The sequence below is a fragment of the Streptomyces sp. NPDC060031 genome, assembly GCF_042736805.1.
GTDB lineage: Bacteria > Actinomycetota > Actinomycetes > Streptomycetales > Streptomycetaceae > Streptomyces.
Map to the genome: position 1 here is coordinate 96794 of NZ_JBHWVM010000005.1, position 12134 is coordinate 108927.

The window sequence follows — 12134 nt, forward strand, 5'->3', positions numbered from 1 at the left end:
CTGCGATGACGACGCCCGCGAACAACAACCCGAACGGTGGGGCGAACCAGCCCGAGGACGACGATCCGTTCGGCTACCTCTACGCGGACGGCCAGGCCGCCGGTGCCACCCCGCCCGGCCAGGGTGGATACGGCTACCCCGGCTCCACGGTCGGAGGTCACCCCGGCGCGCAGCCCGGCGTCCCCCGCACCTCGCACCACCAGGTGCGTACGGTCGGTGAGCGGACCTACGGCGGCGCCCAGCGCGGCCCCGTCCCCCAGCAGCAGGGCGGCGGGCAGCAGCCCCCGGCGTCCTACCAGGCGCAGTACCAGGCCCCGGAAGCGCTCCAGGCGGGCGGCTACGGCGTCCCGCCGCAGCAGCAGCCCCAGCAGCCCCACACCCAGCAGATGGCCGCCCCGGGCGGCCACGGCGGGGGCGGCGGGTCCGGCCGCAAGGGCCTGCTCATCGCGGCGGTCGCGGTGGTCGGCGCGGTCGTGATCGGCATCGGCGCGGCCGTGGCCTTCGGCGACAAGGACAAGGGCAAGGACAAGGACGCCGCCGACCCCGGCCAGCAGTCGGCGGCGCCGCAGAACCCGGCCAGCCCGGCCCCGAGCTCCCCGCAGCCCTCCCAGGCCCCGCTGCCGAAGGGCGAGGCGGCCGGAGCGGGCATGTCCATCACGGGCGGCGCGGTCCTGATGAACGCGGTGCCGGGGGCGAAGAGCTCGGGCGGCCAGTACGTCGGCAATTTCAACCAGCCCGGCGCGGCCGTCACCTGGACCCTGGACGCGCCCAAGGCCGGGAAGTACAAGTTCTACGTGCGGTTCGGCATCCCCGGTGAGGACGCCAACGGCACCCTGACCGTCAACGGCAAGCCGAACGAGTCCCCGATCAGCATGCGCAACTTCGCCAAGTCGCCCAAGGGCGACTGGGAGAAGGGCTGGCAGACGACCTGGGGCCAGGTCAGCCTCGAAAAGGGCACCAACACGATCAAGCTGTCGTGTGAGGCCGGCAACAGCTGCAACGTCAACATCGACCAGCTGTGGCTGGAGTAGCTCCGACCCCCTCGGCCGCCTCCTGGTGCGGTAACGGCACTAGCCGGCCTGCGTGACCTTCACCGACCCCCGTACCTCCTCGTAGGTGCGGGGGTCGAATTCTCCCGCCGTCGGGGCGCGCACCGTGGCCGCCGAGAGGGCGACCGCGCGGATCAGCCGGGCCGGCCAGTCCAGGCCCTCGGTGAGCGCCGACAGCAGGCCCGCGACCGCGGAGTCCCCGGCGCCGGTGGGGTTGCCGGACAGGACCCGCGGCGGGGCCGCCTGCCAGGTGCCCTGGTCGGTGACGGCGAGCAGCCCGTCCGGGCCGAGCGAGGTGACCACCGCGTGCGCGCCCCGGCGGCGGGCGTCCCGGGTGGCGGGCAGCGGGTCCCGGGATCCGGTCAGCTCGGCGAGCTCGGCCGCGTTCGGCTTGATCACCTCGGGGCGGGCGGCGACCCCGCGGCGCAGCGCCTCGCCGCTGGTGTCGAGCAGGACGGGTACGCCGGCCGCGCGGGCCGCCCGTACGAGGACGGCGTACGCGCCCACCGGCACGCCCGGGGGCAGGCTGCCGCACAGGGCCACCGCGCGGGCGCCCGCGAGGAGGTCCTCGTACCGGGCGAGGAACGCGGTCCACTCGGCGGAACCGACCAGCGGGCCCGGCTCGTTGAACTGCGTGGTGTCGCCCGAGGCCTCGTCGACCACGGCCAGGGTGCGGCGGGTGGTGCCCGCGCAGGGGACCAGGGCGTCTGTCACCCCGGGGCATCCGGCGAGCAGTTCGCGTACGACCGCGCCGGTGCGGCCGCCCGCGAAGCCGGTCGCCGTCACCTCGTGGCCGAGCGCCGCCAGCACCCGGGCGACGTTGACGCCCTTGCCGCCGGGGCGCTCGGTGACGTCGGTGACCCGGTGCGAGGCGTGCGGGTGCAGCCGCGGCACGCGGTAGGTGACGTCGAGTGCGGTGTTGAGCGTCACGGTCAGGATCATGGGCCACCCCGGTCTTCCTCGGTGCCGGGATCATGCCAAACGAAGAGCGGCCGGCCCAGTCCTGCGGGCCGACCGCTTCCGTGCGTACAGCCGCTTGGCCGTCGGATCGCCGCTCAGGCGACCGGGTTGACGATCCATTCGCCGCGCCGCATGACGCCCTTGACGTCGAAGGCGGCGTCCAGGACCACCAGGTCGGCGTACTTCCCGGGCTCCAGGGAGCCGACCTGGTCGTACAGGCCGAGCAGCTTGGCCGGGTTGGCGGAGATCGCCTGGACCACGGACTCCACGGGCAGCTCGTCCACGGTCACCGACCGCTTGAACGCGGTGTCCAGGGTGAGGGTGGAGCCGGCGATCGAGCCGCCCTCGACCAGGCGGGCCACCCCCTCCTTGACCTCGACCTCCAGCGGACCGAGGTGGTAGATCCCGTCGCCGAAGCCCGCCGCGTCCATCGCGTCGGTGATCAGCGCCACGCGGTGCGCGCCCGCGTGGTGGAAGGCCAGCTCCAGCATGGCCGGGTGCAGGTGCGTGCCGTCGTTGATCAGCTCGACGGTGACCCGCTCGTCCTCCAGCAGCGCCGCGATCGGGCCCGGGGCGCGGTGCTCCATGCCCGGCATCGCGTTGTAGAGGTGGGTGGCCACGGTCGCGCCGGCGTCGATGGCCTGGCGCGTCTGGTCGTACGTGGAGTCCGTGTGGCCGATCGCGGCGATCACCCCGTGCTCGGCCAGCAGCCGTACGGAGTCCAGGCCGCCCGGCAGCTCGGTGGCGAGGGTGAACATGCGGGCGGCGCCGTGTGCGGCGTCGATCAGCTTGCGGACCTCGGCCGGGTCGGGGTCGCGGAGCAGGTCCTCCTTGTGGGCGCCCTTGCGGCAGGGGTTGATGAACGGCCCCTCGAAGTGGATGCCCGCGATCTCGCCCTGCTGGGTCAGCTCGGCGAGGAGTCCGGCGCGGCGGGCCAGCTCGTCGAGGCCGCCCGTGACGGTGGAGGCGACGAGGGTGGTGGTGCCGTGCTCGCGGTGCGTCCGTACGCCCTTGAGGACCTCGTCGGCGGTGCCGGAGGTGAAGGACGCGCCGCCGCCGCCGTGGTTGTGCATGTCCACGAAGCCGGGGACGATCCAGTGCCCGGAGAGGTCGACGACGCGCGCGTCCTCGCGGGCGCTGCCGGCGATGCGGTCGCCGTCGACGATGACGCGGCCGCCCGCCACGGTCCCGGTGGGCAGGACCACCCCGGCGCCGGACAGGACGGTGCTGTGAGCGCTTCCGGACATCAGGCGGGTACCTCCGTGGCGAGTAGATCCCAGGCGAGCAGCCCTGCGCCCAGGCATCCGGCGGTGTCCCCGAGGGCCGCCGGGACGATGTCGGGCAGCCGCTGGAACGTCACGCGCTCCTCGACGGCCGTCCGTAGTGGTGTGAACAAGGTTTCTCCGGCCTCGGCGAGCCCGCCACCGATGATCAGCGTGCGCGGGTCCAGCAGGGTGATCGCCGTGACCAGCCCGTCGGCGAGCGCGCCGACGGCGGCCAGCCAGACCTCGCGGGCGCGCCCGTCGCCGGATTCGACGGCCTTGGCGCAGTCCGCGGCGTCCGCCTCGGGGTCGCCGGAGGCGCTCGCCCAGGCGCGGCTGACGGCGGAGGCGGAGGCGAGGGTCTCCAGGCAGCCGTGCTGGCCGCAGCCGCAGGCGGGCCCGCCGGGGCGGACCACGATGTGGCCGATCTCGCCCGCGTAGCCGTGGGCGCCCGCCTCGATGCGGCCGGCGATGCCGATGGCGCCGGCGATGCCGGTGCCGAGCGGGACGAACAGGAACCGGTCGGCGCCGCGGCCCGCGCCGATGCGGCCCTCGGCGAGTCCGCCCGTGCGCACGTCGTGTCCGAGGGCGACGGGGATGCCGCCCAGGCGTCTGCCGAGCAGTGCGCGCATCGGTACGTCGCGCCAGCCCAGGTTCGCCGCGTAGACGGCGATCCCGTTCTCGGAGTCGACGATGCCGGGGACGGCGACTCCGGCGGCGGAGGCGGCCGCGCCGTAGCGTTCCCGGCCGAGGGCGAGGAGCTCGGCGGCGAAGTCCTGGATCGTCTCGACGACGGCTTCGGCGCCCCGCTCACGGCCGGTGGCGCGGCGCGCCTCGTGGAGCAGGGTGCCGTCGGCGGCGACCAGGGCGGCCTTCATCCCTGTGCCGCCCACATCGAGGGCGATGACGTGTTCAACGGGTTTCACGGGTGACAGTCTCGCGTGCTCGAAGGGGAAAGGTCTAGTCCACTGGGAGGGATTGTTGAGCCGCCATACAAATTCAGGGGCGGAGGCGCGGAGGAGAGCCGGTGAAGAGGAAGGAAAGAGGAAGGGGAGAGGCGTCGTCCGGATGTGGCAGCGCCGCCAAAGTGGTGTAGACCTTACGTGGATCGTACGTACAACAAGGGGTGGCAAGAGAACTGTGAAGGGCCGTTACCTGAGCTTGGCCGCGTCCGGCGCCGCACTGTGCCTGACCGCGGTGACGCTGACGGGCTGCGGGGCCGTGTCGGGCCTCACCGGGGACAACGAGGTGACCCTGCGGGTCGTGGCGGCCGACTACGGAGACAATCCGCAGAACTCCTCGGCGGGGTACTGGAAGGAGCTCGCCGCCTCCTTCGAGAAGGGCCACCCCGGGATCGACGTCGAGGTCAGCGTCTACTCCTGGTCGGAGGTCGACGCCAAGGTCGCCGAGATGGTCAAGGCCGGCAAGGCCCCCGACATCGCGCAGATCGGCGCGTACGCCGACTACGCCGCCGAAGGCAAGCTGTACACCGCCGACGAACTGCTCTCCGTGACGACGGAAGCCGACTTCCTGGCGCCGCTCGCCGACGCCGGCAAGGTCAAGCGGGTCCAGTACGGGCTGCCCTTCGTGGCCAGCACCCGCCAGCTCTTCTACAACGAGAAGCTGCTGACGGACGCCGGGGTCATCCCCAAGGACTCCAAGACCGGCTGGCAGCCCAAGACCTGGGCGGACCTCGAAGCGGCCGCCAAGAAGCTCAAGGCCGCGGGCGCCCCGACCCCCTTCGCGCTGCCGCTGGGCCGCGAGGAGGCGCAGGCCGAGACGATGATGTGGCTGCTGTCGGGCGGTGGCGGCTACACCGACAACGAGGAGGCGTACGCGATCGACTCCCCGGAGAACGTCAAGGCCTTCGAGTTCCTGCGGGACAAGCTGGTCGGACAGGGGCTGACCGGCCCCGTCGAGCCCGGCAAGCTCGACCGGCAGGCCGCCTTCGACGCCTTCACGCGGGGCGAGGTCGGCATGCTCAACGGGCACCCCACGCTGCTGAAGCAGGCCGCCGAGAAGGGCCTGAAGTTCGGCATGACGGCCATGCCGACGGTCGACGGGACCGAGCACTCCGCGATGGGCGTCGCCGACTGGGTGATGGCCTTCAAGAACGGGCACCGCACGGAGTCCGGGAAGTTCCTGGACTACCTGTACGAGGCCAAGAACGTGACGGCCTTCACCAACCGCTACGACCTGCTGCCGGTGACGACGAGCGGCTACCGGGCGATGGACGCGGGCACCGGGGGCGCGTCGGCGCAGCTCAAGACGTTCCTGCAGGCCCTGCCGAGCGCGCGGCTGTACCCGGTCGGCAAGAAGTCCTGGGCGGGCGTGAGCGAGGACGTCAAGCAGAACATCGGCAAGAGCGTGCAGCCGGGCGGTCAGCCGGAGAAGGTCCTGGAGGACATCGCGGGCGCGGCGCGGGCCGCCGATCCGCGCTGACGCACGCCGCCCGGTGGCTGTCAGCGGGCGGCGTTAATCTGGCGGTATGACGGACGAGGGGCGGCTGACCGCTGAGGAAGCGGCCGTGCTCGCGTACGAGGGCCGCACCTGGCCGGGGCCCGGGGCCAAGGAGCGGGCCATACGGGAAGGGCTGGGGATGGCCCCGGTCCGGTACTACCAGCTGCTCAACGCGCTGATGGACGACCCGCGGGCGCTGGAGCACGCGCCGGGCACGGTGAACCGGCTGCGACGCATCCGCGAGGCCCAGCGGGCCCGGAGATGACGGGGCGGGGGCGGCCGGTGCGGACGTGGTGCGCGCCGTAGCCGTCGCCCGGCCGGGCCGTTAGGGTCGTCCGTATGGGGAGCCGTCCGCACGACCTGCCGATGCCCGTCACCACCGCCGGACGCGAGGGGCTCGACGCCCTGCTCCGGTCACCCCGCCGCTCCGTGGTCGCCCTCGACTTCGACGGCACCCTCGCCGAGATCGTCCCCGACCCGGACCAGGCGCGGGCCCACCCCGGGGCCGTCCCCGCACTCGCCGCGCTGGCCCCCGAGGTGGCGTCGGTGGCCGTGGTCACCGGCCGGCCCGCCGGGGTCGCGGTCCGGTACGGGGGCTTCGCGGGCGTGCCGGGGCTCGAACACCTGGTGGTCCTGGGGCACTACGGGGCCGAGCGGTGGGACGCGGTGACCGGGATCGTGCACGCGCCCGCCGAACATCCCGGGGTGGCGGCTGTACGGGCCGAGCTGCCGGGGTTCCTGGACGCGATCGGGGCGTGGCGCGGCACCTGGATCGAGGAGAAGGGCCAGGCGCTGGCGGTCCACACCCGGCGGGCCTCGGACCCCGCCGCGGCCTTCGAGGCCCTGCGCGAACCCCTGGCCGAACTCGCCGCGCGGCACGGGCTCATGGTGGAGCCGGGCCGGGCCGTGCTGGAGCTGAGGCCGCCGGGCATGGACAAGGGCGTGGCGCTGTCGGAGTACCTGGCCGAGACGGGGGCGGAGGCCGTGTTGTACGCCGGGGACGACCTGGGTGACCTGGCGGCGTACTCGGCGGTGGAGAAACTGCGGACGGAAGGCCTGCCGGGGCTGCTGGTGTGCAGCGGCTCGGCGGAAGTCCCGGAACTGTCCTCCCGGGCCGACCTCGTCCTCCCCGGCCCGGCGGAGGTCACCGGCTTCCTGTCCGCCCTTGCCGCTGCGCTGGCCGGTGGGGCCTGAGCCGTGCGTCTGCGGCGCCGGTGCCGGAGCTCCGCCGCGGGGTCCGGAGCTCCGCCGCGGGGTCCGCGGCGGAGTCCCGGGAGCGGGGGCTGCGGAGTCAGCCGCGGAGGTCCGCCAGTTGGGCCGTGAACCACTGGGCCGGAGGAAGGGCGGTCGCGGCGGCCGCCAGCCGCTTCGTGCGCTCCGCCCGCTCCGCCTCCGGCATGGACAGCGCCGCGTGCAACGCCTCCGCCGTGTCCGTGACGTCGTACGGGTTCACCGTCAGCGCGTCCTCGCGGAGCTCCGCGTACGCCCCCGCCCCCGTCGACAGCACCAGCGCGCACCCCGCCTCCGACACCACCGGGATCTCCTTCGCCACCAGGTTCATCCCGTCCCGCACCGGGTTCACCAGCGCCACGTCCGCCAGCCGGTACGCCGCCAGCGAGCGCGCGAAGTCGTCCTGCACCGACACCAGTACCGGCTGCCAGTCCGCCGTACCGAACTCCGCGTTGATCTCCGCCGCCAGCTCCGCCACCGACTCCGTGTACGCCCGGTACACCGCCAGGTCCTGCCGCGAGGGGTACGCGGAGGCCAGGTGCACCACCCGCCCGCGCCACTCGGGATGGACCGTCAGCAGCTCCCGGTACGCCAGCAGGCCGCGCAGGATGTTCTTCGACAGCTCGGTCCGGTCCACCCGCACGATCGTCTTGCGGCCCGCGACCTCCGCCCGCAGCCCCGCCAGCTTGTCGTCCACCTCCGGCCGGTGCGCCAGCGCCCGCAGCTCGTCCGCGTCGACCCCGAGCGGGTACGGGGTCACCTCGGTGAAGCGGCGCTCGCCGTAACCGGTGTGGAAGACCCCGTGCTGCTGCGGCTCCGCGACGCCGGTCGCGTCGTCCATGGCCGCGCCGCTGATGAAGCCGGACGCCCACTCCCGCGTGTGGAAGCCCAGCCGGTCCGCCCCGAGCATCCCCCCCACCAGCTCCCGGCGGACGTCGTCCGGGAGCATGCGCAGGAAGTCGGGGGACGCCCACGGCGTGTGCGTGAAGTGCCCGATCCGCAGGTCCGGCCGCAGTTCCCGCAGCTGCCCCGGCACCAGTGCCAGGTGGTAGTCCTGGACCAGCACGCAGGCCCCGTCGGCCGCCTCCTCGGCGAGAGCCTGGGCGAAGGCCCGGTTGTAGGCCACGTACGAGGCCCACTGCCGCCGGAACTCCGCGTCGAAGACCGGGGTGCGCGGGCTGTCGTACAGGTGGTGGTGGGCGAACCACAGCACCGAGTTCGCGATGCCGTTGTACGCGTCGTCGTACACCGTGGGATCGATGTCCAACATCCGGACACCCGGCTCGGCCACGCCCCGCCGCACCGCCTCCCGATCCGCCTCGGACAGCGCGGCGCAGATCCACAGCGCTTCGGGCTGTTGCGCGAGCGCCGCGGACAGGCCGGAGACGAGACCGCCCCCGCCGCGCCGGGCGCTGAGGCCGCCGTCGGCGGCGAGGACGTACGAGAGCGGGCCGCGGTTGGCGGCGACGAGTACCTGAGAAGCCATGCGGCGAACCTAGCCCGGCCCGCCCCCGCTCAAACGTCCGGGCGAAACACCCCCCCGCTCACGCCACGCGGCGCCGCGCGTACTCCTCGATCTCCCGCATCGGCGGCCGCTCCTCCGTGTCCACCGCGTACGTGTGCGGGATGAAGCCGTCCGGCCCGCGCTCGAACTGCGTCAGCTCCGGCCGTACGAGGTGCCCGCGCGAGAGGCGCAGCTGGGCCGTGCGGTAGATCGCCGCGGCCATCCGGCCCAGCGCCTGGCCGTCCTGGTGGCGGTGCAGCCGTACGCCCACGTCCACCTGGGCCAGCGCGTCCAGCCCGACCGTGTGCAGCGCGTCCACCAGCAGGCCCAGCTCGACGCCGTAGCCGACGGGGAACGGCAGGCGCTCCAGCAGGGAGCGGCGTACGGCGTATTCACCGCCCAGCGGCTGGACGAAACCGGCCAGTCTCGGCCAGTGCAGATTGAGCAGCGGACGCGCCACCAGCTCGGTCACCCGCCCGCCCTGGCCGGGGGCGTCGCCCAGCGGGCGGTCGTACATCGCCTTGACGAACTGCACGTCCGGGTCGGTCAGCAGCGGGCCGACGATCCCGGACACGAAGGCGGCGGAGAAGTCGCGCAGGTCGGCGTCGACGAAGCAGACGACGTCGCCGGTGGTGGCCAGCAGCGAGCGCCACAGCACCTCGCCCTTGCCGGGCAGGGGCTCGATCCGCGGCAGGATCTCGTCGCGGTGCACCACCCGGGCGCCGGCCTTCGCCGCGACCTCCGCGGTGCGGTCGGTGGAGCCCGAGTCGATCACGACCAGTTCGTCCACCAGGGGCAGCGGCAGTCCCTCGATCAGATCGCGCCGGATCACCTCGACTATGTCGCCGACCGTCGCCTCCTCGTCGAGCGCCGGCAGCACCACGCTGACCGTGGTACCCGCCGCCCGCTTGGCGCGAAGCAGCTGGTCGAGCGGTCGGTCGGCGGCGGACCAGGAGCGGTCTGCCAACCAGCGCTCCACCTCTTCCAGCACCTTCTGCACTCCCTGGTTCGTCCGAAATGTGATCCATCTCGCGGTTCGGACGGCTGTCTCAACCGCCCGGGCCTTCGGTTACAGTCTTGAACAACGCGAAGGTCCACCGCATGCCGGGGGTCCCCGCGTACAAACGCCCGGGCGCGCCATGGAGCGCGTCGCCCGGTGCCATACCGCTCATCCAGAGGGGCAGAGGGACACGGCCCGTTGAAGCCCCGGCAACCCTCCAGTCGGTTCTCGCGATGCGTTTTGCGCACTCCCGCGAGGTCCCCGGCTAGGGAAGGTGCCAATTCCGTCTCATGGCGAAGTGCGCCATGGGGAAGATGAGGAGAAAGGGCCTCGCCGTCATGGCTGCACAGACTGTCGCCACCTCTGCCAACCCGGGAACCGTCGATCTCGGACCCGCCACCGCTCTTTCCTGCCGCGAGTGCGGCACCCGCTTCGAGCTCGGTCCCATCTTCGCGTGCGTCGAGTGTTTCGGACCGCTGGAAGTCGCCTACGACCTTCCCACGGGCGACCCCGAGGCCCTGCGCGCCGCGATCGAGGCCGGACCGAACAACATCTGGCGCTACGCGCCGCTGCTGCCCGTCCCGGCGGACGTGGCCTCCAAGCCGAGCCTGAACCCGGGCTTCACCAAGCTCGTGGACGCGGCCAACCTGGCCAAGGAGCTCGGCGTCACCGGCAAGCTCTACGTCAAGGACGACTCCGGCAACCCGACGCACTCCTTCAAGGACCGCGTCGTGGCCATCGCCGTGGAGGCCGCCCGCGCCTTCGGCTTCACCACGCTGTCCTGCTCCTCCACCGGCAACCTGGCCGGCGCCGTCGGCGCCGCGGCCGCCCGGGCCGGCTTCCGCTCGTGCGTGTTCATCCCGCACGACCTGGAGCAGGGCAAGGTCGTCATGGCCGGTGTGTACGGCGGCGACCTGGTCGGCATCGAGGGCAACTACGACGACGTCAACCGCTTCTGCTCCGAGCTCATCGGCGACCCGCTGGGCGAGGGCTGGGGCTTCGTCAACGTCAACCTCCGTCCGTACTACGGCGAGGGCTCCAAGACCCTGGCGTACGAGATCTGCGAGCAGCTCGGCTGGCAGCTGCCCGACCAGATCGTGATCCCGATCGCGTCCGGCTCGCAGCTCACCAAGATCGACAAGGGTCTGCAGGAGCTCATCAAGCTGGGCCTGGTCGAGGACAAGCCGTACAAGATCTTCGGCGCCCAGGCCGAGGGCTGCTCTCCGGTGTCGACCGCCTTCAAGGCCGGGCACGAGGTGGTCCGCCCGCAGAAGCCGAACACCATCGCCAAGTCGCTGGCCATCGGCAACCCGGCGGACGGCCCGTACGTCCTGGACATCGCCCGCCGCACCGGCGGCTACGTCGAGGACGTCAATGACGAGCAGGTCGTCGAGGCCATCAAGATCCTGGCGCAGACCGAGGGCATCTTCGCCGAGACCGCGGGCGGCGTGACCGTCGGCGTGACGAAGAAGCTCATCGAGAACGGGCAGCTCGACCCGGCGCTGACCACCGTGATCCTGAACACCGGCGACGGCCTGAAGACCCTGGAGGCGGTGGCCGCGGACAGCGGACAGACCGCCACCATCCGCCCCAGCCTGGACGCGTTCCGCGCCGCCGGCCTGGCCTGACCCTCCCCCTGCACTCCGGAAAGGCAGTAGCGCCATGAGCGTCAACGTCCGCATCCCCACCATCCTGCGCACCTACACCGGCGGCAAGGCCGAGGTCCCCGCCGAGGGCGCGACCCTCGCCGAGGTCATCGAGTCCCTGGAGAAGAGCCACCCGGGCATCGCCGCGCGCGTCCTGGACGACCAGGGCAAGCTGCGCCGCTTCGTGAACGTCTACGTCAATGACGACGACGTGCGCTTCGAGGGAGGGCTGCAGGCGGCCACGCCGGAGGGCGCCGGGGTTTCGATCATCCCGGCCGTCGCGGGCGGCTGCCGCTGATCCGTCGGCGTGCGAACGAGTGCTGCTGACACGTAAAATCTAGAATTGCCCCCTCCGTTAATAAACGGAGGGGGCAATTCTGCTTGATTGGGCGCGGTAGAGTTGGGGAAGTCCCCTCCGCTGTTCTTGCCCGCCGCATATGAGCGGGTCGTGTGAGGGTTGACATTGAGTCAACATGCAAGCGCGCTATGGGGTGTTTGAGGCCCTATGCCGGGTCCGAGTTGCCCGGGAAGGTGCCAGCATTTCACTCTATTTCAATCTTTCCCCGTGTCCAGAATTGTCGTCGGATTGACCTGTTGCAGACAGCAGCGGTGCGGATACATTCAGCCCCGGTCGAGGCGTTCCGGCGCAAGTTCTGACCCGGGACCGCGAAGTGCGGTCCCGCGCAAGGGCCAGTAATAGGGGAGTTAGGCATGGCTCAGGGCACCGTCAAGTGGTTCAACGCGGAGAAGGGCTACGGCTTCATCGCGGTCGACGGTGGTGCGGATGTGTTCGTCCACTACAGCGCCATCCAGATGGACGGATACCGCACCCTTGAAGAGGGTCAGCGGGTCGAGTTCGAGATCTCGCAGGGCCAGAAGGGTCCGCAGGCGGACATGGTCAAACTCGCACTCGGCTAGTCCCGGCGCGATCGACCACCGACGCCACGCATACGAGGGGCCCACATCCTGGACACGGGATGTGGGCCCCTCGTGCGTCGTGCCCGATCGGCCCCGTCCCGCCTG

The 12134-nt window shown here is 72.2% G+C and carries 12 protein-coding genes and 1 riboswitch; of the genes, 7 read left to right on the forward strand and 5 right to left on the reverse strand.

Translation table 11 applies throughout. From position 1 onward, the window contains the following. Positions 1-5 precede the first annotated feature (5 nt). On the forward strand, positions 6-1031 hold the full coding sequence (locus tag ACFWB8_RS03610; protein ID WP_385221917.1) for a CBM35 domain-containing protein: 1026 nt from the start codon (positions 6-8) through the stop codon (positions 1029-1031). Positions 1032-1070: 39 nt separating this feature from the next. Here ACFWB8_RS03610 and ACFWB8_RS03615 read toward each other — a convergent pair whose 3' ends face one another. From ACFWB8_RS03615 to ACFWB8_RS03625, 3 genes are all read right to left on the reverse strand, one after another. Further along, complete coding sequence (locus tag ACFWB8_RS03615) at positions 1071-1991, reverse strand: 1-phosphofructokinase family hexose kinase (RefSeq protein ID WP_385221919.1); 921 nt, start codon at positions 1989-1991, stop codon at positions 1071-1073. A gap of 113 nt (positions 1992-2104) precedes the next feature. Then, complete coding sequence (nagA, locus tag ACFWB8_RS03620) at positions 2105-3256, reverse strand: N-acetylglucosamine-6-phosphate deacetylase (RefSeq protein WP_385221922.1); 1152 nt, start codon at positions 3254-3256, stop codon at positions 2105-2107. Further along, complete coding sequence (locus tag ACFWB8_RS03625; RefSeq protein ID WP_385221926.1) at positions 3256-4197, reverse strand: ROK family protein; 942 nt, start codon at positions 4195-4197, stop codon at positions 3256-3258. Before ACFWB8_RS03625 ends, nagA begins: the two co-directional genes overlap by 1 nt. A 214-nt stretch (positions 4198-4411) precedes the next feature. Between ACFWB8_RS03625 and ACFWB8_RS03630 the strand changes: the two genes are divergently transcribed. From ACFWB8_RS03630 to otsB, 3 genes are all read left to right on the forward strand, one after another. Next, a complete protein-coding gene (locus tag ACFWB8_RS03630; RefSeq protein ID WP_385221929.1) occupies positions 4412-5713 on the forward strand; it encodes an extracellular solute-binding protein in 1302 nt (433 codons plus the stop codon). Between the two features lie 46 nt (positions 5714-5759). Further along, complete coding sequence (locus ACFWB8_RS03635) at positions 5760-5996, forward strand: DUF3263 domain-containing protein (RefSeq protein WP_385221931.1); 237 nt, start codon at positions 5760-5762, stop codon at positions 5994-5996. Between the two features lie 74 nt (positions 5997-6070). Next, the gene (gene otsB / locus ACFWB8_RS03640) at positions 6071-6925 is read left to right on the forward strand and encodes a trehalose-phosphatase (protein WP_385221934.1); all 855 of its coding nucleotides are present in this window, start codon (positions 6071-6073) and stop codon (positions 6923-6925) included. 97 nt (positions 6926-7022) lie between these two features. On the opposite strand, the gene ACFWB8_RS03645 is transcribed toward otsB, so the two are convergent. Next, positions 7023-8447 carry a trehalose-6-phosphate synthase gene (locus tag ACFWB8_RS03645; protein WP_385221937.1) on the reverse strand — a complete coding sequence of 475 codons (1425 nt, stop codon included), beginning with the start codon at positions 8445-8447 and terminating at the stop codon, positions 7023-7025. Positions 8448-8505: 58 nt separating this feature from the next. Further along, complete coding sequence (locus tag ACFWB8_RS03650; RefSeq protein ID WP_385221940.1) at positions 8506-9456, reverse strand: glucosyl-3-phosphoglycerate synthase; 951 nt, start codon at positions 9454-9456, stop codon at positions 8506-8508. 174 nt (positions 9457-9630) lie between these two features. Then, positions 9631-9786, forward strand: a riboswitch (SAM riboswitch). Between the two features lie 17 nt (positions 9787-9803). Here ACFWB8_RS03650 and thrC point away from each other — a divergent pair. The 3 genes from thrC (at position 9804) to ACFWB8_RS03665 (ending at position 12029) form a co-directional block, all read left to right on the forward strand. Continuing rightward, complete coding sequence (gene thrC, locus ACFWB8_RS03655; protein WP_385221942.1) at positions 9804-11093, forward strand: threonine synthase; 1290 nt, start codon at positions 9804-9806, stop codon at positions 11091-11093. A 34-nt stretch (positions 11094-11127) separates the two neighbouring features. Beyond that, positions 11128-11409 carry a MoaD/ThiS family protein gene (locus ACFWB8_RS03660; RefSeq protein WP_385221945.1) on the forward strand — a complete coding sequence of 94 codons (282 nt, stop codon included), beginning with the start codon at positions 11128-11130 and terminating at the stop codon, positions 11407-11409. Between the two features lie 413 nt (positions 11410-11822). Further along, entirely contained in the window at positions 11823-12029 is a 207-nt protein-coding gene (locus ACFWB8_RS03665) for a cold-shock protein (RefSeq protein WP_030009783.1), read from the forward strand. Positions 12030-12134 lie beyond the last annotated feature (105 nt).

Excerpts from the sequence above, each read along its gene's own strand:
- ACFWB8_RS03610 (WP_385221917.1), top strand. The coding sequence starts at position 6 with ATGACGACGCCCGCGAACAACAACCCGAACGGTGGGGCGAACCAGCCC.
- ACFWB8_RS03615 (WP_385221919.1), bottom strand. The coding sequence starts at position 1,991 with ATGATCCTGACCGTGACGCTCAACACCGCACTCGACGTCACCTACCGC.
- nagA (WP_385221922.1), bottom strand. The coding sequence starts at position 3,256 with ATGTCCGGAAGCGCTCACAGCACCGTCCTGTCCGGCGCCGGGGTGGTC.
- ACFWB8_RS03635 (WP_385221931.1), top strand. The coding sequence starts at position 5,760 with ATGACGGACGAGGGGCGGCTGACCGCTGAGGAAGCGGCCGTGCTCGCG.
- otsB (WP_385221934.1), top strand. The coding sequence starts at position 6,071 with ATGGGGAGCCGTCCGCACGACCTGCCGATGCCCGTCACCACCGCCGGA.
- ACFWB8_RS03645 (WP_385221937.1), bottom strand. The coding sequence starts at position 8,447 with ATGGCTTCTCAGGTACTCGTCGCCGCCAACCGCGGCCCGCTCTCGTAC.
- thrC (WP_385221942.1), top strand. The coding sequence starts at position 9,804 with ATGGCTGCACAGACTGTCGCCACCTCTGCCAACCCGGGAACCGTCGAT.
- ACFWB8_RS03660 (WP_385221945.1), top strand. The coding sequence starts at position 11,128 with ATGAGCGTCAACGTCCGCATCCCCACCATCCTGCGCACCTACACCGGC.
- ACFWB8_RS03665 (WP_030009783.1), top strand. The coding sequence starts at position 11,823 with ATGGCTCAGGGCACCGTCAAGTGGTTCAACGCGGAGAAGGGCTACGGC.